General features: G+C 56.9%; 17 protein-coding genes. 9 read left to right on the top strand and 8 right to left on the bottom strand.

Annotation, left to right across the window (positions count from 1 at the left end; genetic code table 11):
* Positions 1–33 precede the first annotated feature (33 nt).
* The 6 genes from ACR0JB_RS08120 (at position 34) to ACR0JB_RS08095 (ending at position 6,625) form a co-directional block, all read left to right on the top strand.
* Complete coding sequence (locus ACR0JB_RS08120) at positions 34–1,617, top strand: ABC transporter substrate-binding protein (protein WP_170506067.1); 1,584 nt, start codon at positions 34–36, stop codon at positions 1,615–1,617.
* A gap of 69 nt (positions 1,618–1,686) precedes the next feature.
* Positions 1,687–2,781, top strand: a complete 1,095-nt coding sequence (locus ACR0JB_RS08115; protein WP_170394622.1) for a M24 family metallopeptidase — start codon at positions 1,687–1,689, stop codon at positions 2,779–2,781.
* The gene (locus tag ACR0JB_RS08110; RefSeq protein WP_170376837.1) at positions 2,781–3,788 is read left to right on the top strand and encodes an ABC transporter permease subunit; all 1,008 of its coding nucleotides are present in this window, start codon (positions 2,781–2,783) and stop codon (positions 3,786–3,788) included. Before ACR0JB_RS08115 ends, ACR0JB_RS08110 begins: the two co-directional genes overlap by 1 nt.
* Positions 3,788–4,690, top strand: a complete 903-nt coding sequence (locus tag ACR0JB_RS08105) for an ABC transporter permease subunit (protein ID WP_170350061.1) — start codon at positions 3,788–3,790, stop codon at positions 4,688–4,690. Before ACR0JB_RS08110 ends, ACR0JB_RS08105 begins: the two co-directional genes overlap by 1 nt.
* 4 nt (positions 4,691–4,694) lie before the next feature.
* On the top strand, positions 4,695–5,672 hold the full coding sequence (locus ACR0JB_RS08100; protein WP_170350062.1) for an ABC transporter ATP-binding protein: 978 nt from the start codon (positions 4,695–4,697) through the stop codon (positions 5,670–5,672).
* Positions 5,669–6,625, top strand: coding sequence for an ABC transporter ATP-binding protein (locus ACR0JB_RS08095; protein WP_170376836.1), 957 nt, complete (start codon positions 5,669–5,671; stop codon positions 6,623–6,625). Before ACR0JB_RS08100 ends, ACR0JB_RS08095 begins: the two co-directional genes overlap by 4 nt.
* Before the next feature lie 6 nt (positions 6,626–6,631).
* Here the strand turns inward: ACR0JB_RS08095 and ACR0JB_RS08090 are convergent, their stop codons facing one another.
* Positions 6,632–7,306, bottom strand: coding sequence for a GntR family transcriptional regulator (locus ACR0JB_RS08090; protein ID WP_170350064.1), 675 nt, complete (start codon positions 7,304–7,306; stop codon positions 6,632–6,634).
* 231 nt (positions 7,307–7,537) lie between these two features.
* On the opposite strand from ACR0JB_RS08090, the gene phnY reads away from it, so the two are divergent.
* Entirely contained in the window at positions 7,538–8,986 is a 1,449-nt protein-coding gene (gene phnY / locus ACR0JB_RS08085; RefSeq protein ID WP_170506070.1) for a phosphonoacetaldehyde dehydrogenase, read from the top strand.
* A 6-nt stretch (positions 8,987–8,992) separates the two neighbouring features.
* Here phnY and ACR0JB_RS08080 read toward each other — a convergent pair whose 3' ends face one another.
* Positions 8,993–9,835, bottom strand: coding sequence for a fumarylacetoacetate hydrolase family protein (locus ACR0JB_RS08080; RefSeq protein WP_480789815.1), 843 nt, complete (start codon positions 9,833–9,835; stop codon positions 8,993–8,995).
* Between the two features lie 288 nt (positions 9,836–10,123).
* Between ACR0JB_RS08080 and ACR0JB_RS08075 the strand changes: the two genes are divergently transcribed.
* Both ACR0JB_RS08075 and ACR0JB_RS08070 read left to right on the top strand, forming a co-directional pair.
* Positions 10,124–10,768, top strand: coding sequence for a GNAT family N-acetyltransferase (locus tag ACR0JB_RS08075; RefSeq protein WP_480789814.1), 645 nt, complete (start codon positions 10,124–10,126; stop codon positions 10,766–10,768).
* A gap of 143 nt (positions 10,769–10,911) precedes the next feature.
* On the top strand, positions 10,912–12,630 hold the full coding sequence (locus tag ACR0JB_RS08070) for an adenylate/guanylate cyclase domain-containing protein (protein ID WP_254440507.1): 1,719 nt from the start codon (positions 10,912–10,914) through the stop codon (positions 12,628–12,630).
* Between the two features lie 60 nt (positions 12,631–12,690).
* On the opposite strand, the gene ACR0JB_RS08065 is transcribed toward ACR0JB_RS08070, so the two are convergent.
* The 6 genes from ACR0JB_RS08065 to ACR0JB_RS08040 all read right to left on the bottom strand — a co-directional run bounded on the left by ACR0JB_RS08065 (position 12,691) and on the right by ACR0JB_RS08040 (position 20,593).
* The gene (locus ACR0JB_RS08065; protein WP_367648164.1) at positions 12,691–13,302 is read right to left on the bottom strand and encodes a hypothetical protein; all 612 of its coding nucleotides are present in this window, start codon (positions 13,300–13,302) and stop codon (positions 12,691–12,693) included.
* Positions 13,303–13,415: 113 nt separating this feature from the next.
* Positions 13,416–14,711 (bottom strand): gluzincin family metallopeptidase, encoded by a 1,296-nt coding sequence (locus ACR0JB_RS08060; RefSeq protein ID WP_480789813.1) that lies wholly within the window; start codon positions 14,709–14,711, stop codon positions 13,416–13,418.
* 44 nt (positions 14,712–14,755) lie between these two features.
* Positions 14,756–16,066 (bottom strand): TfuA-like protein, encoded by a 1,311-nt coding sequence (locus ACR0JB_RS08055; protein ID WP_170506075.1) that lies wholly within the window; start codon positions 16,064–16,066, stop codon positions 14,756–14,758.
* On the bottom strand, positions 16,063–17,268 hold the full coding sequence (locus tag ACR0JB_RS08050) for a YcaO-like family protein (protein WP_170506078.1): 1,206 nt from the start codon (positions 17,266–17,268) through the stop codon (positions 16,063–16,065). Before ACR0JB_RS08050 ends, ACR0JB_RS08055 begins: the two co-directional genes overlap by 4 nt.
* A 177-nt stretch (positions 17,269–17,445) precedes the next feature.
* Positions 17,446–19,509 (bottom strand): ABC transporter permease, encoded by a 2,064-nt coding sequence (locus ACR0JB_RS08045; protein WP_170394600.1) that lies wholly within the window; start codon positions 19,507–19,509, stop codon positions 17,446–17,448.
* Positions 19,510–19,513: 4 nt separating this feature from the next.
* Positions 19,514–20,593, bottom strand: a complete 1,080-nt coding sequence (locus ACR0JB_RS08040; RefSeq protein WP_170394597.1) for a quaternary amine ABC transporter ATP-binding protein — start codon at positions 20,591–20,593, stop codon at positions 19,514–19,516.
* Positions 20,594–20,604: the final 11 nt, after the last annotated feature.

Below are 20,604 nucleotides of genomic sequence, written 5' to 3'. Positions count from 1 at the left end.
ATGTCTGAAAAAATTCATTTCTGGGAGACCCACATGAAACTGAAATTGATGGCCGCAACTGCTGCGATCGCCTTGTCGGCTGCCGCGGCACAGGCAAACACTCTGGTGTATTGCTCTGAAGGATCGCCCGAAGGGTTCGATCCGGCCCTGTTCACCGCCGGGACGACTTTTGATGCGTCTTCGCACCCGGTCTACAACCGCCTGCTGGAATTCGAAACCGGAACGACCAACGTCATTCCCGGTCTGGCCGAAAGCGTCGAAGCCAGCGATGACGGTCTGGAGTACACGTTTAAGCTGCGTCAGGGCGTCAAGTTCCATTCCAACGACGAATTCACCCCGACCCGTGACTTTAACGCCGATGACGTGATCTTCTCGTTCATGCGTCAGAAGGACGAAGGTCACCCGTTTAATCAGGTGTCCGGCGGCACTTGGGAATACTTCCAGGGTATGGGCATGCCAGATCTGGTCGAGTCCATCGAAAAGGTCGATGACTATACGGTCAAATTCACTCTGACCAAGCCTGAGGCGCCGTTTGTGGCCAACATGGCGATGGATTTCGCCTCGATTCTGTCGGCCGAATATGCCGATGCGATGATGGCAGCAGGAACACCTGAAAAGCTGAACACTGCGCCCATCGGCACTGGTCCGTTCTCGTTCGTGGCCTATCAGAAAGACGCCGTGATCCGCTATGCGCAGAATGCGGACTACTGGAAAGACCCGGCGGACGTGGAAAACCTGATCTTTGCGATCACTCCAGACGCTTCGGTTCGGTACCAAAAGCTGAAGGCTGGCGAATGCCACATCATGCCGTATCCGAACCCGGCTGACATTCAGGCGATGAAGGATGACGGCGACATCAACATGATGGAGCAGGAAGGCCTAAACGTCGGTTATCTGGCCTACAACACCACTATGGAGCCGTTCGACAATCCGAACGTCCGCAAGGCGTTGAACATGGCGATCGACAAAAACGCCATCATCGATGTGGTGTTCCAGGGCTCAGGCCAGGTGGCCAAGAACCCGATCCCGCCAACCATGTGGGGCTATAACGACGCCATCACCGACGATGCCTATGACCCCGAAGCGGCCAAGGCGATGCTGGAAGCCGAAGGTGTTTCCGATCTGTCGATGAAGATCTGGGCGATGCCGGTACAGCGTCCGTACAACCCGAACGCACGCCGCATGGCGGAGTTGATCCAGGCGGATTTTGCTAAGGTCGGTGTGGATGTTGAGATCGTGTCCTATGAATGGGGCGAGTATCTGTCGCGCTCGAAAGAACTGAACCGCGATGGCGCTGTTCTGCTGGGCTGGACCGGTGACAACGGCGATCCAGACAACTTCCTGGCCGTGCTTCTGGGCTGTGACGGTCGCGAAGCATCGAACCGTGCACAATGGTGCCACGAACCGTTCGAAGATCTGATCCTGAAAGCCAAGCAAACCACCGATCAGGCTGAACGCACCAAGCTGTATGAGGATGCTCAGGTCGTCTTCAAAGAGCAGGCGCCATGGGCCACCATCGCACACTCGGTCGTTTACATGCCGATGAGCAATAAGGTGCAGGGCTACAAGGTGCACCCGCTGGGTGGCCACATCTTCTATGGCGTGAGCGTCGAATAAATCACCACTCACTGACCGGAGCCGCCCAAATTGGCGGCTCCGGTTTTCTATTTCTGGAGGTCGGCGCGAATGCCGGATTTGTCCGAGTACCGTCAACTGGCAAAGGACATGTCAGTAGACGCCGTGGCGCTGGTGCCTGGCCCGAATTTCACCCGCGCATTGGGAAAACCCTTCATGAGCCACGAACGGCCTTTCGTGGTTGTGATCCCAGCCGAAGGTGCCCCGGCCGCGATTGTACCAAATCTTGAGCTGGGGTCATGGGCGCTGGTCGGGTTTGACGGCGCTGTCTTCGACTGGCGCGATCAGACAGGCTATGACGAAGCCTTTGCCGCGCTGGCTGCGCATATGCCCCTGTCGTCACTGGCGGTGGAAGGGCAGGTGATGCGGGTTTTCGTATCCAAGGCACTAACCCGCGCGATGCCCAACTTGCGCATTGTGGATGGCGAGCGTGAAATTTCCGGCTTGCGCATCATCAAGACCGATGAAGACATCGCAGCGCTGCAGGCGGCAATTGATATCTCGGAACGGGCGTTGCAGCGGGTCATCGAAGATGTGCGTGTCGGCCAGACCGAGGTTCAGATCGAACAGGCCCTGATCCAGGCGTTGTTTGCAGAAGGTGCTGCCTCGCTGGCTTTTGCGCCGATTGTGGCCGCGGGCGATAACTCGGCGCAGCCGCATGGTAAGGCGCGAGCAGATTACAGGATCAAACCTGGCGATGCGCTGCTGTTTGATTTCGGTGCCCGCAAACACGGCTTTGCCGCCGATATTACCCGGACCTTTTTCGTCAAAGAGGTCTCGGACGAGGGCAGGGCGGTTTACGATACAGTCCTGCGCGCCAATCTCGCCGGTTTCGAGGCCTGCCGCCCCGGCGTGACCGCGCACGAAATCGACGATGCGGTGATTAGTGTGCTTGAGGCCTCGCCTTATGCCGACCGCATCCGCACCAAGACCGGACATGGTCTGGGCCGGGACGTGCACGAGGCGCCGTATATCATGCGCGGGAATGACCAGAAAATCTTGCCCGGAATGGTTTGGACCAACGAACCGGGCCTTTATGATCTGGACAATTTCGGCGTTCGCATAGAAGATGACGTGCTTGTTACACGGGATGGCTGCCGGTCGCTGACCCGCTTTCCCAAAGATCTCACAATCATAGGTCGCTGATGTTTGGCTACTTACTCACACGCCTTGGCATGTTCGTTCCGACATTTCTGGGCGTGACGCTGATTTCCTTCATGTTCATCCGGGTTCTGCCCGGTGATCCCATCATCGTCATGGCTGGCGAACGCGGCATGACCGAGGAACGCTATCAGGAGATGGTCGAGAAGCTAGGCTTCGACAAACCGGTCCTGCAACAATACTGGGATTACCTTGTCGGCGTCCTGCATGGCGATCTGGGCGAGAGCTTTGTCACCAAAAAGCCGGTCTGGGATGAGTTCTTCGCCTTGTTCCCTGCCACGCTGGAGCTGTCGCTTTGTGCAATGATCTTTGCGGTGGCACTGGGATTGCCTGCCGGCGTGATCGCGGCGGTGAACAGGGGCAAGTTCTTCGATCGGGCGCTGATGTCGTCAGCCCTGGTCGGGTATTCGATGCCGATCTTCTGGTGGGCGCTGCTGCTGATCATCGTGTTCTCGGGCAATCTGGGTTGGACGCCAGTCTCGGGTCGGATCGACCTGCTGTATTATTTCCCCAGTGTCACCGGTTTCATGCTGATCGACAGTCTGTTGTCAGGCCAGGCGGGGGCGTTTGGTTCGGCCGTACGGCACCTGATCCTGCCGACGATCGTACTGGGCACCATCCCGCTGGCGGTCATTGCACGTCAGACACGCTCGGCCATGCTTGAGGTTCTGGGCGAGGATTACATCCGCACTGCCCGCGCCAAGGGTCTGGCGCCGACACGGATCAACGGGCTGCATGCGCTGCGCAATGCGTTGATCCCCGTGATTACTGTGATCGGCCTATCGGTCGGTACCTTGCTTGCCGGGGCGATCCTGACCGAGACAATCTTTAGCTGGCCGGGTATCGGCAAGTGGATGGTCGACAGTATTTTCCGCCGTGACTATCCGGTGGTGCAGGGTGGCCTGTTGATGATCGCGGTGATCGTCATGCTGGTGAACCTGCTGGTCGATGTCCTCTACGGCATCATCAACCCCAAAATCCGGAGGCGGTGATGGCTGAACTATCCGCAACCCCACCCAAAACCGAAGACCGCCCCAGCGCATTGCGCGAGTTCTGGTATTACTTCAGCGAAAACCGCGGTGCGGTCATGGGGCTTTGGGTTTTTGCCGCGTTTGTCTTGTGTGCCGCCTTCGCTCCGCTGCTGGCTCCTTACGATCCGACGGAACAGTTCCGCAATCACATCCTGCAGCCCCCGGCGTGGCAAGAGGGTGGCAGCTGGGCCTTTCCGCTGGGCACTGACCCACTGGGCCGGGATATGCTGTCGCGTCTGATCATGGGATCCCGCTATTCCTTCTTTGTCGGTATCGTTGTGGTCTGTGTGGCTGTGACCGGGGGTGTGATCATCGGGCTACTGTCCGGCTTTGCACCCAAATGGGTTGATACGATGATCATGCGGGTGATGGATATCATTCTGTCCTTCCCGTCGCTACTGCTGGCATTGGTTCTGGTCGCCATACTCGGGCCCTCGCTGACCAACGCCATGATCGCCATCGCCATCGTTTTTCAGCCGCACTACGTGCGTCTGACCCGTGCCTCGGTCTTGTCTGAACGTCAGAAGGATTATGTCACCTCGGCCCGCGTGGCCGGTGCCAGCAAAGCGCGGCTAATGTTTAAGACCGTGCTGCCCAATTGCCTAGCCCCGATCATCGTGCAGGCGGCGCTGTCCTTCTCGACCGCCATTCTGGACGCCGCAGCCCTTGGCTTCCTGGGCATGGGCGCGCAGCCGCCCACGCCAGAATGGGGCACCATGCTGGCCGAAGCGCGAGAGTTCATTCTTCGTGCATGGTGGGTTGTGACATTCCCCGGCCTGGCCATCCTGGTCACCGTGCTGGCCATCAACCTGATGGGCGACGGTCTGCGCGACGCGCTGGACCCGAAACTAAAGCGGAGCTGACGACATGAGCCTGTTGGACATCCGAAACCTCACCGTCGAATTCGCCACCGCTTCGGGGAAATTCCGCGCCGTGGATGGCGTCGATCTGTCCGTCGACAAGGGTGAGCTTATGGCCATCGTCGGCGAAAGCGGCTCGGGTAAATCCGTGTCGATGCTGGCGTTGATGGGCCTGCTGCCATGGACGGCTACGATCACTGCCGATCAACTGAGTTTTGAAGGCATCGACCTCACCAAAATTTCGGCTCGTGACCGCCGTAAGATCATCGGCAAAGACATCGCCATGATCTTTCAAGAGCCGATGTCGTCTCTGAACCCCTGTTTCACAGTTGGCTTCCAGATCAAGGAAGCCTTGCGGATTCACCTCGGCCTGAATCGCAGGGATCGCCACCAGCGGGCCATCGAGCTGTTTGATCAGGTCGGTATCCCGGCCCCCGAAAGCCGCCTGAACACTTTTCCGCACCAGATGTCGGGCGGGATGAACCAGCGCGTCATGATTGCCATGGCCATTGCCTGCAATCCCAAGCTGCTGATCGCAGATGAGCCGACAACAGCGCTGGACGTGACCATTCAGGCGCAAATTTTGGACCTGCTGGTTCGGCTGCGGGACGAACAAGGGATGGGGCTGGTACTGATCACGCACGATATGGGTGTGGTCGCTGAAACCGCTGAACGGGTTCAGGTACAATATGCCGGTCAAAAGGTTGAGGAACAGCCGGTCAAAGACCTGTTCCGCACCCCGCGCCACCCCTACACGGCTGCCTTGCTGAGCGCGTTGCCAGAACGGGCGACCTCGAAACTGTTGCCGACTATTCCTGGTGTCGTGCCCGGTCAGTTCGACCGGCCCAAAGGCTGCCTGTTCAGCCCCAGATGCCAATATGCGGACGACCTCTGCCGATCTCTGCCGCCAACCCCGCACAGCGCGGATTTCGGCAAGGCCCGTTGCCACTATGTTGAAAAGATAACCGCCGGAGAACTGGCATGACCGCCCCCATCGTTCAGGCCAGCGCATTGGCCAGATTCTATTCTGTCAAAGGCGGATTGCTGTCGAAACCGGCAACGGTCAAGGCGCTGTCAGGTGTGGATTTTGATCTGCAACCCGGCAAAACACTGGCGATTGTAGGAGAATCCGGCTGCGGAAAATCCACGCTGGCGCGCGTGGTAACGATGATCGAAGAACCGACCTCGGGCAGCCTGACCATTGATGGGGTCGACATTACCCCGTCGAAATGGGCGCAAATGCGCGAGACGGTGCAGATCGTGTTTCAAGACCCCTATGGTTCGCTCAATCCGCGTCAGCGGATCGGGCAGATCTTGCAGGAACCGCTGATCATCAACCGCCCCGACATGTCCGCCGCCGACCGCGAGGCCCGGGCGCGTGAGATGATTGACCTTGTCGGCCTGCGCCCCGAGCACTACGACCGCTATCCGCACATGTTCTCAGGCGGTCAGCGCCAGCGCATCGCCATTGCCCGCGCGCTGATGCTGAACCCCAAAGTACTTGTGTTGGACGAACCGGTCTCGGCGCTGGACGTGTCGATCCAATCGCAGATTCTGAACCTGCTGGTCGAGTTGCAGGAGCGTTTGAACCTTGCCTATTTGTTCATCTCGCACGACCTGTCGGTGGTAAAGCATTTCGCAGATGATGTGATCGTCATGTATTTGGGCCGCGCGGTTGAAAAAGCCCCGAAAGAGCTGCTGTTCGCCGCGCCTCGACATCCCTATTCCAAGGCACTGCTGTCAACTACCCCCCGCGCTGACCCTGAGGCCCGGAAAGAGCGGATCAAGCTGGAAGGTGAATTGCCGTCCCCGATGAATATTCCCAAGGGCTGTGCCTTTGCGCAGCGGTGCTGGCTGGCCACCGAAGAATGCCGCGCCGCGCCGCCCGAGCTGAGCGGAGACAGGCATCAGGTCGCTTGCCTGCACCCGTTGGACTAAACCCGCTTATTCGGTTTTACGCGTCGCCGTTATCATGGCTAGCAATTGTTCCTTGGTGCGCTGGATATGCCGGGTCAGCAGGTCACAGGCATCATCGACCCGACCCGCACGGGCCAGCGACAATAGCTCGCGGTGGTCTTTCTTGGCGGGTTCGCGTTGCTCCATGACACTTAGATGCATGCGAACATAGCGGTCGGACTGCACGTTTACCCGCTGAAGGATTTCGTTGCTCAGCCCGCGACCGGCAGCGGCGTAAAGCGCCATGTGATATTCATTGTTCAAGCTGCCCCAGCGGCCCACATCATATGCATCATAGGACTTTTCCATCGCATCCAGAATCCGATCGCATTCGTTGAAATCGGCGGCAGTCATCTGCTGAATGGCGCGTTTGAAAAGATCCACCTCAAGCAAGACCCGCAGGTCGAAAATCTCTCCGATTTCGGACAGGGAATGCGATGTGACCGCAGCACCTCGGTTGTTGGTTAGCTGCACGAGGCCCTCGGCATCCAGCCGTTTCAGCGCCTCGCGGATCGGCATGCGCGAGACGTCGTAATCCTCAGCCAGTGCCTCTTGACGAATGGTTTCACCTTCGGCGATTTCACCGCTCAGAATCCGCTCGCGCAGATCGTTGGTGATGACGTCGGGCAGGCTTTGTCGGGGGATCGCACGCGTTCTGGGCATTCACTTCGTCTCGGGTACTGGAAACTTGTATCCAAAATACAAAATGCCTGAACAATTTCCAAGCCCTTTGCATTAAGGATAACAATTAGGTGTCGCACGGATTCTGACGGACCATGAGCAGGGATTTCTCTGGTACGAAAATGGCGTTCTGACGGTACGAGACGAATTACAGGATAATTGACGTTTTTATCTATGAAACAAAAGAGGCGCTTAAGAAAAATGGACGGGATCATGAATACATCCGACATTCGCAACGAAGGCATGCGCATCGGGGGGCAGATCGTTTTTACCGAGGCTACGGTTCCCGTTCACTACCCTTATACCAACGAGGTTATTGGCACGGTGCCAGCAGGCACCGCCGAACACGCACGCAAGGCTTTTGAGGTCGCTGCAAGTTATACCCCCAAGCTTACCCGGTACGAACGCAGCCAGATTCTGCAGCGCGCAGGTGAATTAATCGGTGAAAAACGCGACGATCTGGCGAAGTGGCTGACGCTGGAACTTGGCATCTGCCACCAGCATGCGAATTACGAAACCAAGCGGGCGCAGGATGTATTTCAGTTCGCCGCAGCCGAAGCGCTGAAGGATGATGGTGAGGTGTTCTCGTGCGATCTGACCCATAATGGCAAGCAGCGGAAGATTTTCACCAAACGCGAACCGGTTAAAGCCATCAGCGCGATCACGCCCTTCAACCATCCCCTGAACATGGTCAGCCACAAGGTTGCCCCGTCGATTGCCACCAACAATTGCATGGTCTGCAAACCGACCGAATTGACCCCGCTGACAGCGCTGACACTGGCTGACATCCTGTACGAGGCAGGATTACCGCCCGAGATGTTCCAGGTGGTCACTGGCTGGCCACAGGACATTGGTGATGAGATGGTCACCAATGAAAACACCGACATCATCACCTTCACGGGTGGGGAGCCGGTGGGCAAAATGATTGCTGAAAAAGCGGGGTTTAAACGTCAGGCGCTAGAGTTGGGCGGCAACGATCCCCTGATCGTCTTGAACGATCTGAGCGAGGCCGATCTGGACCGGGCCGCAGCCATCGCCGTGGCCGGGGCCACTGGCAATTCCGGGCAGCGTTGCACGGCGATAAAACGTATTCTCGTACAGGACAGCGTGGCGGATAGATTTGTGCCGTTGGTTCTGGAAAAGGCCAAGGCCATTCGCTTTGGCGATCCGCAGGATCCTGAAACGCAACTGGGCTGCGTGATCCATTCCGAGGCTGCGGAACTGTGCGAAAAACGTGTTTACATGGCTGAAGGCGAGGGCGCGGTGATTCTCTACCACCCCGGTCGTCAGGGCGCGCTTTTGCCGCCGATTGTCGTCGACAAGGTTCCCCACACCAGCGAGCTGGTGATGGAGGAAACCTTCGGTCCCATCATACCCATCGTCCGCGTGCCGGATGATGACGCCAAGGTCATGGAAATCTCAAACGGAACTGCGTTTGGCCTGTCCTCGGGCGTCTGCACCAACGATCTGAACCGCGCGATTGCCTATATCAATGGTCTGAATGTCGGAACCTGCAATATCTGGGAACAGCCCGGGTACCGGATCGAAATGTCGCCTTTTGGGGGCATCAAGAACAGCGGCAACGGGGTCAAAGAAGGGGTCATCGAGGCGATGAAATTCTTCACCAACGTCAAGACCTACTCCTTGCCCTGGCCAGAGTAAGGGTGTTCAGCCCTGCACCACGTCCTGTCGTTGTACGCCCAGCCCTTGGACGCCCAGTTCCATCTTGTCACCGGGTTTCAGATAGATCTGAGGGGTCCGTCCCATACCCACACCCGGTGGTGTTCCGGTTGAAATCACATCCCCCGGCTGCAGTGACATGAACTGCGACAGGTGCGAAATGACTGTGGCCACACTGAAATGCATCGTATTGGTCGAACCATCCTGATAGCGATGCCCGTTCACCTCAAGATACATCTGCAGATTCTGTGGATCGGCGATCTCGTCCCGGGTGACCAGCCAGGGTCCGATCGGGCCGAACGTGTCGGCCGATTTACCTTTGACCCACTGGCCCGAGCGGTGGAGTTGAAAATCCCGTTCGGACAAATCGTTGATCACACAATATCCGGCTACGTGGTCAAGCGCCTCGGCCTCGGAAATATATTTGGTGTGCTTGCCGATGACGACGCCCAGTTCAACCTCCCAATCGGTCTTGACCGAACCGCGCGGGATTTCGACAGTGTCATTCGGACCTACGATGGCAGAGGTCGCCTTGAAGAAAACCACCGGCTCGTCGGGCAGGTCCAGACCGCTTTCGGCTGCGTGATCGGCATAGTTCAGGCCGATGCAGGCGAATTTACCAACATTCCCGACACACGCCCCAATCCGCGGATCACCGTCGACGACAGGCAATGTTCCAAGGTCGAGCCCACGCAGCCGCGCCATGCTTTCATCGCCAAGCATCGTGCCAGTTACATCGTCAACAATCCCCGACAGATCGCGGATTTTACCGGCCTCATCCAGAATACCGGGCTTTTCCGCGCCAACCGGCCCATAGCGTAACAGCTTCATATCCTGTTCCCTTTCAACTCAGTTGGTCCAGCCGCCGACGACGGCAATAGGCTGTTCGATGTGACCAAATCACCGCCGCCTTGGGCGTGCAATAGACAAACCGGAGCGGTGCATACTTCAGGGTCGTGCGACCAAGGGCATGTTGATCTTCGGCACGTCGGGGTCTGATCTTCGCAACCATAGGTATATAATCGCCGGGCCGCTGTTTTCTCATTTCGTATTTGCTGCCTATGTATGTTAGGCTCTGGGGTGTATATTTTCTGATATTAGTTAAAGGTAGTTGGTCCATTGTCAGACAAGTCCGACAGCGTATTCAAACTGCGCCCACTTGAAAAAGCAGATCTGGAGGTAATCACACCCTGGTTTCAGGATATCGAGGACCTCGGCCGATTTGATCGTACATCGCGGGTTCCGTTCAACCTTGCGCAAACCGAAGACGTCTGGCGCGATGCATTTAGCGCGTCAGGCGGCAGCGGAAAGTGCTGGTTCGTTGTCGCCTCCAATAGCGGACAAGTGGTGGGGATTGTTGGGCTCGAGGCGATTTCCCCGGTAAACCGGGACGCGGTCATCGCCATGTTTGTCGAAAAATCGGTTCGGCGTTTGGGCCTTGCCATCAGAGCGACGGCACTGGTGGCGGATTTTGCATTCCGTCAACTGGGTTTGAACAGGCTGACCTCATATTACAGGCAGGATAATCATATCAGCCGCGACCTTGTGGAAAGACTGGGATGTCAGGTCGAAGGTACCATGCGGCAAGCCTGGTATGCAGACGGAACGTTTCATGACATGATTGTTGTTGGACTTCTCCGTCAGGATTGGATGAATACTCGTCCGACCCTGGCAAAAAGCATTAGCTCAGAAACAGTTGTGACTTTCGGAGAGAACGGGTGCCCAAGCTGGTCTTGGCCACCACAGGTTGATAAGTGTGACTAACGGGGTGTGCAATTGCTCTGCAAGCGCAGAGGCACATTTTGCTATAAGGTGACCATAGGGTTCGAACGCAGCCCCTAATACGAGTTATGAATGTGAACACCAAGAGTCCAAACTCTTCCATAACGCAGAAGCTGGGTGCAGTCTTGTTTGCCGATGTCGTCGGGTATTCCCGCCTGATGAGTGAGAACGAGCTGGACACCTATAACGCATTGAAATCGTTGATTTCTCATCTTGAAGAGACCTGTGCCCGTTTTCAGGGCCGGGTGGTCGAGGTGCGCGGCGATGGTATTCTGGCTTTGTTCGAAACTGCCACCAGTGCCGTGGAGTTCGGCGTCGAACTGCACCGCATTGCCAGCCAGCACAATCAGGATCGCGCCGAAAATCAACGAATCAACTTTCGCGCGGGCGTCCATCTGGGCGAAATCCTGATCGACGATCGCGGCATTCATGGCGACAATGTGAATATCGCGGCGCGTCTTCAGGAAATTGCTGAACCAGAAAGGGTTTACGTCAGTTCCGCCGTTTATGATCAGGTCTGTAACCGGCTGCGCTATGGCTATGAATTTCTCGGTCCTCAGCACCTGAAGAACATCCTTGCGCCTGTCTCGACCTATTGTGTCCGCAGCGAAGTCGCTGGCGCCACAATGGCCGGAACGATGCGACCGGATATGCCCGGGAATATTCTGGAACGTCCCGATACGCCCTCGGTGGCGGTTCTGCCCTTCAGCAGCAATGGCGGTGACGAATCCGACAGCTGGATTGCGGAAGGGTTGACCGACGACATCATCATGAACCTGTCCAAGTTTCGCAATCTGTTCGTAATCGCGCGGAACTCGTCCTTTTTCTTCAAGACACAGGGGATGCCACCGAAAGAGGCCGCGCAAAAGCTCAACGTGCGGTATATCGCGCGGGGCAGCGTGCGTCGCTCGGCCAGCCGCATTCGGATCACGGCGGAACTGATCGATGCCTCAACCGAACGCACCATCTGGGGTGAGCGGTTTGATCGTAATATCGACGATATTTTCGACATTCTGGATGAGGTGACCGAGTGCATCGTGGCCGCAACCGCGGTGATGATCGAGTCGCATGAAAAGCAGCGGATGATTCAGTCGGTCCCATCCGACCTCGAGGCTTATGGCTCTGTTTTGCAGGGCCAGTATCACATCTTCAAATACACCAGGAATGACAACCGGAAGGCGCAAAACTTCTATCAGAACGCGCTGGATCGGGATGGGGGCTATGCGCGCGCCGCTGCCGCGTTGTCGCGGACGTTGAACATCGACTGGCGCTATTCCTGGTCCGAAGATCCTTCGCAAGCACTGGATCAGGCGCTGACTTTCGCACAGCGGGCGATTGAACTGGATCCCACGGACGCGCGCGGTTTTGGTGAATTGGGGTATGTCCACCTATACCGCAAGGAACACGACGCAGCGCTGCAATCTTATCAGCGCGCGTTGGCACTGAACCCAAACGACGCAGATATGCATTCCGATTTTGCTGATGCGCTGGCGCATTCGGGGGACAACCAAACGGCGATTACCCATCTTCAGCAGGCGATGCGCTTGAACCCATACTTCCCGGATCAATATCTGTGGCATCTGGGGGGCGCGTATTACAACCTGCGCCAGTATGAAGATGTCATCGACGTCGTCAACAAGATGAACAACCCGACCGAGGGTCAACGGATGCTGGCGGCAAGCTATGCCCAGCTTGGCCAATTCGATATGGCCCGCCAGATCGCGGATAAACATCGCGCAGCACATCCAAATTTTTCATTGGCGCGTTGGGGAACCGTTCAACCGGACAAGCTGGAAGAAGACACCCAGCATTTTGTTGAAGGTCTGAAAAAAGCCGGGTTCTGACCGGCCATGAAAAAGGGCGCGTTCATTGCGCGCCCTTGTTTACTGGCTTGAGGTTCGGGTTCAATCGCCACCGCGCGCTTTTGCACCGCTGACTTTTGCTCCGCTAACCTTGGCACCGCTAACCTTTGCACCCGAGACTTTCGCCCCGCTAACCTTGGCACCGGAAACCTTCGCCCCGCTGATCGCCGGGCTGTCGAAGCCGAAATAGATATCCAGCAGAACCTGTTCGAACTGACCCGTCATCACGTCCATGCGCATGGTCTGATCGGCTTTGTCGTAATTCCAGACCTTAATGTCATTTGCGATTTGAAAATCTGCGGCGGCAACGCCGCCGACGGATGGTTCAGTGGGTGCTCGGGAAGCAAGATTTCCTGGCAGGTTGTTCGCACCATTCACCGGCGTGCCGTCTCCGTGGACAAGAAAAATCACGGGCTCAGGAAGGTCATAGTAGGTTCCCTCGTAAGCGAAACCGTAAATTTTTGCGAACTGGGCTTTATCGTTGCCCACATCAGCGAACTGTGCACCCAAATGTTTGTTATTGCCCTTACCTGTCTTGGTTTTGGGTTCGTAATCTAAATCTTCAAGGACTCTTCCAAATATCAGCACTTCAGAAAAACTCAATAAAGTCTCCGGCATGAAACTATCTCCCAATTTCGGGATATATGGTGTCACAGACCACATCTCCCCCTCTACACGGTCCGTAAAAGTCTGAACCGAAAATGCTTCCAAAAATCATCCCATGATTGCATGCCATAAATCCTTGTAAAAATAAAGGGTTTTAGGCGCTAATCCGGCACCTGCGTGCGCACGGAATGCGAATGGCTGTCTTCTTCCGGGTCTGGTAGGTGGGGGCCGGCCGTTGTCAATCCTATGTCACGCATGCGGAAATTGCCTTCGATGATACGGCGGAAGGCGCCACCGGTAATCTCTTGGTCGACAGCCAGCAGAGCCTTTTCCACTCCAAAATAGCTCAGCATATCTGCGTCCAGCCGCTCCCACGCGTCGGCAAGGTAGGTGCCCAGATAGTCGCGCGCCTCAAGCAAAGCGATGCGGAACCCTTCGGGGTTTTCGGCATATCGCTTGTCAAAAATACCCTGCATCACTTGGCTGTATTCGGGCGTGCCTTCCAGTTGGTCCGACAGGTTTTCCTCTTCGGCTGAGATCAGGCCGTGTACCAGCAACCTCTCGTGATAGATATCGACAAAGACATCAAACATCGCGCCGGTCAGGGGTTCCGACAGGGCATGCTCGCTGGACCAACCGGCAGCGAATTCCGACAAAGAGCGGTCATTGGCGGCGATCCGGATTTGTGCGTTGTCCGACAGTTCTGCAAATCGGCTGAGACGGTTGAAGGTATAAAGATTACCCCGGGTGTTTTCGAGTAACGTGTCCACCACCGACCCGAAATGCAGTGACGCCAACAAGGCCACCAGATCGGCGGCAGATTCATGAAACCCGTAATACTCGCCCGAAGCATCTCCATCCGACGGCATCCCGATCACGCTATAGATAATGGCATGGCCGATTTCATGCGCGACCACGTCGAAATTCAGGCTGTAGGGACGGTATTCATCTCCGTGTTCATGGGTGCCGCCAGTTTCCAGAAAACCCCAACCGATATGCGCATTGTCGAGGCTGGGCAGAAGTGACAGTTCCAGACGGTCGAAGTCGCGGGCAAAGTGCCATGGGATCGGACGGTCGAAATACCCCTGCCAAACATCCATGGTGAAATGGGCCGAACCATAAAGATGCGCTGCTTCGAAGGAGGGGTCGGTAGGATCGATATGGATGAAATTTCCGAATTCATCCGGCATGGCGGGCGGTTGGATATAGCCATCCCAAGGGGGCAGGTACATGCCGGGCCCGTTCGGCCCCGGTACAATTGCCCCATAAGGCGTGGTTTTGCCCACCGGGTGCACCGTGTACATGCGCGGCCCAGACGGTCCCGGGCCAACACTACCCTGAGGGGCAGAGATTTCGACCAGCTCCAGCGGGGCGTCAGGCTCAAGAAAGGGCGACTGTGGGTACAGCAGGAATCGGGTGCCGGGTTCTTCGTCTTCGATCTGTTCGGGGTAGTTCACAAAAATGCCCTCCCGTGTTGTGCCCGGTAAATTCCGGTGACCTGCTATTCGGCGGCTCCGGTGTCGGCACTTTTATGGCAGTATAAAAACTCGGCTTCTATCAGGTCATAAAACGCGTCGCGCCCGGCCAGACCAAGCGCCACTGCGTAGGAGTCAAGATCATCAGGCACCTCTTGGTCAAGACGAGATTCAAAATACCACATCAGCAACCGCAAACGATCCACTCCGGATGAGCCCGCCGGAATGGCGTTCTGTCCCTTGCTGGCGGCCCGATCCCGCAACTGGGTGTATTGACCCGTGCGACGCAATTCTGACAGCAGTTGTGTGTCCAAATAGCTCGCGCGGGATGCAACGGCGGCGTCGATCCGCGCAGCGTCTGCCAGCATAGCCTCATAGCTTTCGGGGTTCAGATCGTTCGCCTCAATCCACGCCATCAGGTCAGACCGCCGTGACAAGCCTGTTGCCGCCCTATGATCGTCCATCTTCCGGACCAGATCAGCGCGTGCAGGGGTACGATCCAGTCTAGAGGCATCTTCGCGCGACAGCAGCGCCAACGCGGCGCGATCTTTCAATTGCGCGTATAAGTCAGGGTTCAGACGTATTTCGTCGACAATGGCGCGATCAGCTTTCGGCTCACCGCCATCCACCCTTGCGCATAAGGCTTTCCACATCAGGGTTGGTTCGGTACGCGTCACCTCGGTCGCGGGCAAAGGTGTACCATTCAAGTGGTCCGACATGCGAGTCAGCATGGCGCATGCGTCAACCGCCTTGGCGTCGACCCGACCCGTCGGCAGCCAATCCGCGAAACTGTCCACTCCTGGCAAGTCCTGCACGGCAGAGATAATATCCGCCCAAATTCGCTGGCGATAGTGCATGACCTTGGCGAGATGTAGCATCTCAGACGCCGTGTCAGTAGGCAGGACACCCGCAGCCTGCGCTTGCTCGACAGTTGCGCGGATCGACACCATCGGCTCGCTGAGAGGTTGGAACCCCAGCTCGGCCGGGCTGTGTAGCACGGCAACCTCATCGTCATCCTGCAGGACATCGGTGTAATAGTCCTGAAAGATCTGACCAACCCCGATCATTCCGAAATCAGCCAGCTCGGCCGCGCGCAACGCGCCCATGCTGGCGCTGCCAAAGACCGGAATACCCTGTTCGATCGCCCATAGGATTTCCTTGTGCCATACCGATGGAACTCCTTCGAAAAATCCGTCTATGATCCCAATTGCGGTCGGTTTTTCGCGCGCGACGCGATAGACGTCGCCTTGTCGAACGGGTGGCAGAATGGTCGCATCCAGATGTTCGGCCACTGCGTCAGTCGTCAGGGTAGGTCCCACAAAAACAACTGCCGTCATGCCAAATCATCCACTATGCGCTGTGCCCGCGGGCCGGGCACGTAATCTGGATCGTCATGCGGAGCTTCCAGCCCGGGGATCACAGCCCGGATCACAGCGATATCAATTTCAGGCCGCGACAGATCGACCGTCACCACCTGTGAAATGCCCACGGCGGCAAGCCGTTGCAGCAGCAATTCCAGGTCTTCGTCAAAGGACCCGGTCACATGAGACGGACAATCGTTAAATCTTTGATCCGCTGCGGCACTATCAATTAGGTCACGCACATAGCGCCCCCGATCCATCTTGGCCTGATCGGTGAATTCCTCTGGATCCAGATCATCCCGCGCGCCAGAGATATAGGTAAGTCGCGTCTGTGCCGCCTCGGTCAGGGCCCGCAGCAAGGCGATCGCACGGTCTGGGTGGCAACCATCACCAATACCGATATGGCCGGGCTGTCCGCCGCCTTCGCAAATCACACAGCGGAAACTGGCGATACCTATATCTGAAGTCGTGTTCCACAACCCGATCTCAAGCCCGGCGGTGGCAATCATTTCGATGGCCTGACGACAGCGCGGGTCATCCACAGTGTTTGGATCAAGGCGGGGGGCGCTCGCACGGTGATGCCACAATGTTGTGGCGTCCCGTTCGATCAACTCGCAGATGGCGTGACAGCTGGCCTCGGTCACGTTGTTTCCCGACGCCAGACCGTTGGTCGTGCGAGGAAAGGCAGCCTGACCGCCAACCGGCGCGGTGGTATAGTCGGTATCGACCATCTCAAGCGGAACCCAGCACGCGTGACCTGTACCCAGATCCTGGCCTAAAACCCACAACATGTTGGCCTGCGGATCGAAATGCCCGCCGGTCACACGCGGTAGCTTGGTCACCTCAACCACAGTCGCATCTTGGGCCAGTTCGGCATATCTGGCCAGACGCTGCGGCAATTGCACCCGTTCGGCATGCCAGGACTCAATCGCTTCCATCACGCCCGAAGCTTGAGCCGCGCTCAGCGACAATCCTTTGCCCAATGACACCGCAACCGACCTGGAATTTGGTCGGGCAACCATCACCGTGGGCAATCCGATCCGGTCCAGGCCGGTCAGATTTGCAATCCGGGTGATGCCCATGGCCTTTAGATGAGGATTAACAATTTGCAGAGTGTGTTCAGGATCGCGCAGACGATGCGTGTCCAGCACATATTGCTTCTGCGATCCATCGGGCATGTTGAGAGCCTTATTTGAAAATTTCGCTCAACGTAAAATAATTGCGCCGGGCCAGTCCGTTACGGGGCAGGATGATAGATCATACCCTATCGGTCAACCGTTGCGGCCTTTGGACCTTTCGGGAGCTGCCGCGTAATTTTGTCAGGCCGTGTGTCCAGTATGTCGTACCGCTGGAGATTAAAGGGCGTCGTTGAGTTTCGCCCCCAGACGCGCCTGAATTTGCTGGCTGAACCCCTGCGTGATGCGATCGGCGATCATTGCGATGATGGCCATGCCGATACCGGCTGTCATGCCGACGCCGAAATCACCGTCTCCAAGACCGATATAAATCTGCTGGCCCAGATCGTCAGTGCCCACCAGGGCGGTAATCACCAACATTGAAATCCCGAACATGATTGTCTGGTTTAGGCCCAGCATGATTGAGGGCACCGCAAGTGGCAATTTCACCTGCCACAGCAACTGACGAGGCGTCGTGCCGATGGCTGTTGCCGCCTCGATCACGTCATGCGGCAGGTTGCGTAGCCCATGTTCGGTGTATCGGATCGCCGGAACAATCGCATAGACGATAATGGCCAGAAGAGCCGTGAATTCACCAATCTTGAACACCATCACAAAGGGGATGAGGATTACGAATAGCGGCATGGTCTGCAACGTGTCGATAACGGGCCTTACTATACGGGACACAGTGTCATTCTCGGACGCCCAGATGCCGATGGCGCTGCCGAACAGAAATGACAGCAGAACGCCTACGCCGCAGAGGTACAAAGAAATGACTGACGGTTCCCAAATTCCGGTCAGAAGCAAAAAAGCGACCCCGGCCAGCGCCCAGAGTGCAAGGCTCTTTCCTCCGGCCTGCCAGGCCAGGGCCAGGATCACGGCGCAAAGCGCAATCCAGGCCAGCCCGGTCAGGCCGGAATACAGAACCAGCCCGAACAGGATCACCCAAAGAGCTTGCAACTGCTTGCCTTTGAACGCGAAATACCCAGCTATTGCCGCGACGATCAGTGCATACCCCGTGGTCACGGCGGGTGTCATGGCAAAACCCCAGGTAAACGGGCTGACGGCCTGAGACAGCCCGATCTTGATTGGCAGCATCAGGTAGAACAGCGCGACACGTTTGATTGCTTCAAGCGTGGTGCGGAATTCGACAAAGATCCACTCAAGCCCCGCGTTCATAGCCGGGGCGGGGTTCAGCACCCACGCTTCGGGCCAGTCTTTGAGGGGTGGGAAAACCATAGCCAGCAGCCAAGCAACGCCAAACAGCGCAGCGCAGATGATCCAGCCTTTGGCCCCGCGTTTAGCTGAACTGGATTGCACCGCGAACCCCCAGGTGATCCGATCCAGCACCATGGCCATCAACGCGATCACGATCCCTGCCAAAAGGCTTTCACCGAACTGCGCTTTGCGCATGGTCGATAGCACCTCCCAGCCGATATCGTTGGTGCCGCCGATGATCGATGCAATGATCACCATGGACAATGATGCCATCGTCGTTTGGTTCACCCCTAGCAGGACTTGCCGTTGCGCCGTTGGAACTCGCACGCGCCAGAATAGCTGGGATGGGGTGGCACCGCTCATCAGGCCGGACTCGATCACTTCGTCCGGAACACCGCGCAGGCCAACGATGGTATTGCGCACCATTGGAGGAAAGGCGAACAGGATGGAAGCGACCAAACCGACCGTAGTGCCAAATCCGAACAACAGCAGGATCGGCAGCAGATAGGCAAAGGCCGGAACAGTTTGCATCAGATCCAGGACTGGCATGATGATCCGATAGGCTCTGTCAGACAGAAACCCCCAGGTTCCCAGCGCAAAGCCCAGTGCCACCGCCATCGGAATCGAAACAACCACAAGCGCGAAAGAGTTCATGGACTGTGTCCAGAACCCAAACGTGACCATGTATAAAAGGCTGACGGCGGTAAAGATCGCAAGCCCCCGACCCCCTGCACGAAGGGCCAGATAGACCCACAGCATAAACCACGCCACCCATGGCACCGCATGCAGAACCGTCTTGGCCAAAAGGATGGGCCAATCCAACAGCCAAGAAATGGCTTTAAAAAACCAGCCGAAGGTCACCACAAACCACCGCATCGCGATATTCATCGGGTCGGTTACCGGGAGCACCAGTGCATCAGGATAGGTGACCAGTGGCCCAAGGCTTTTGGCAAAGACGACGCAAATGGCCACAAGCACTGTGACCGCAAGCCAGACCACCATCGATCTGTTCGAAACTGCATCCATTAGGTCAGTCCTTGACCGCTGAGGCGTCTGATACACCGCTGGCCAAAGCGGCAATCACGTTCTGACTGGTCATGTGTACCAGCGCATTGTCGTCCTTGCGCACGGCCACCCCGTTGTCGTGAGAGGCCAGATAGGGCAGCAGATCGGCCACATTGGTTGAGGCCGGAACCTCTTTGATCCCGCTCGGCGGGACGTTGTCCGAAGCCACATCGCCAGCCGTCAGGATCAGTTCCCACGGGACGTCATTGGTGAATTCACGCACATAATCATCGACGGGGTTCAGGATCAGATCGACTGGACGCCCGATCTGAACCACTGCGCCATCCTTCATGATTGCCATTCGATCGGCAATGCGCAGTGCTTCAAGAAAATCATGGGTTATGAAGACGATAGATTTGTGCAGCTCTTGTTGTAGCCGCAGAAACTCGTCCTGCATCTGGCGTCGGATCAATGGGTCCAGCGCGCTGAAGGGTTCGTCCAGAAACCAGACCTCTGGTTCTACAGCCAGCGACCGTGCAATGCCGACACGCTGTTGCTGCCCGCCCGACAATTGGCTGGGAAAGCTGCTTTCGCGCCCTTCTAGGCCGACCAATGAGATCACGCGCTCGGCGCGCTCCAGACGCTGTTTGTCGTCCAACCCTTGCAACTTCAGGGGAAAGGCCACGTTTTCCAGAACGTTCAGGTGCGGCATCAGGCCAAAGCTTTGGAACACCATCCCCATCTTGTGACGGCGAATGTCTATCAGTTCCTTCGCCGAGACTTTCAGCAGATCCTCACCATCCAGCAATATTTCCCCGGCGGTGGGTTCGACCAGACGGGACAGGCAGCGCACGATGGTGGACTTACCCGAACCTGAAAGCCCCATGATCACAAAAATCTCGCCCGGCATGACATCAAAGCTGACATCGGTCGAGGCGACAATGCCGCCATCATCGCGAATGTGTTTAGCCAGGGCCTTGGCCTCGCTTGGGTCCTGACCTGTCACATCGATGTTGCGCAGATGTTGATCCGCCCCTTTACCGTAAAGTTTCCAAACATGTTTGCAGGACAGTTTCGGGGTGCTGGTTGGGGAAGATGCAGTCATTTTAGCAGCCT

Source organism: Ruegeria sp. BI7, assembly GCF_056537925.1.
Note: the sequence above shows the minus strand (reverse complement) of the source record. Positions and strands in the feature narration are given on the sequence as shown.

Bases quoted from the DNA above. Each gene is read 5' to 3' on its own strand.
- ACR0JB_RS08080 (WP_480789815.1), bottom strand. From the start codon at position 9,835: ATGAAGCTGTTACGCTATGGGCCGGTTGGCGCGGAAAAGCCCGGTATT.
- ACR0JB_RS08040 (WP_170394597.1), bottom strand. From the start codon at position 20,593: ATGACTGCATCTTCCCCAACCAGCACCCCGAAACTGTCCTGCAAACAT.
- ACR0JB_RS08120 (WP_170506067.1), top strand. From the start codon at position 34: ATGAAACTGAAATTGATGGCCGCAACTGCTGCGATCGCCTTGTCGGCT.
- ACR0JB_RS08110 (WP_170376837.1), top strand. From the start codon at position 2,781: ATGTTTGGCTACTTACTCACACGCCTTGGCATGTTCGTTCCGACATTT.
- ACR0JB_RS08115 (WP_170394622.1), top strand. From the start codon at position 1,687: ATGCCGGATTTGTCCGAGTACCGTCAACTGGCAAAGGACATGTCAGTA.
- ACR0JB_RS08095 (WP_170376836.1), top strand. From the start codon at position 5,669: ATGACCGCCCCCATCGTTCAGGCCAGCGCATTGGCCAGATTCTATTCT.
- ACR0JB_RS08090 (WP_170350064.1), bottom strand. From the start codon at position 7,306: ATGCCCAGAACGCGTGCGATCCCCCGACAAAGCCTGCCCGACGTCATC.
- ACR0JB_RS08045 (WP_170394600.1), bottom strand. From the start codon at position 19,509: ATGGATGCAGTTTCGAACAGATCGATGGTGGTCTGGCTTGCGGTCACA.
- ACR0JB_RS08105 (WP_170350061.1), top strand. From the start codon at position 3,788: ATGGCTGAACTATCCGCAACCCCACCCAAAACCGAAGACCGCCCCAGC.
- ACR0JB_RS08055 (WP_170506075.1), bottom strand. From the start codon at position 16,066: ATGACGGCAGTTGTTTTTGTGGGACCTACCCTGACGACTGACGCAGTG.
- phnY (WP_170506070.1), top strand. From the start codon at position 7,538: ATGAATACATCCGACATTCGCAACGAAGGCATGCGCATCGGGGGGCAG.
- ACR0JB_RS08050 (WP_170506078.1), bottom strand. From the start codon at position 17,268: ATGCCCGATGGATCGCAGAAGCAATATGTGCTGGACACGCATCGTCTG.
- ACR0JB_RS08100 (WP_170350062.1), top strand. From the start codon at position 4,695: ATGAGCCTGTTGGACATCCGAAACCTCACCGTCGAATTCGCCACCGCT.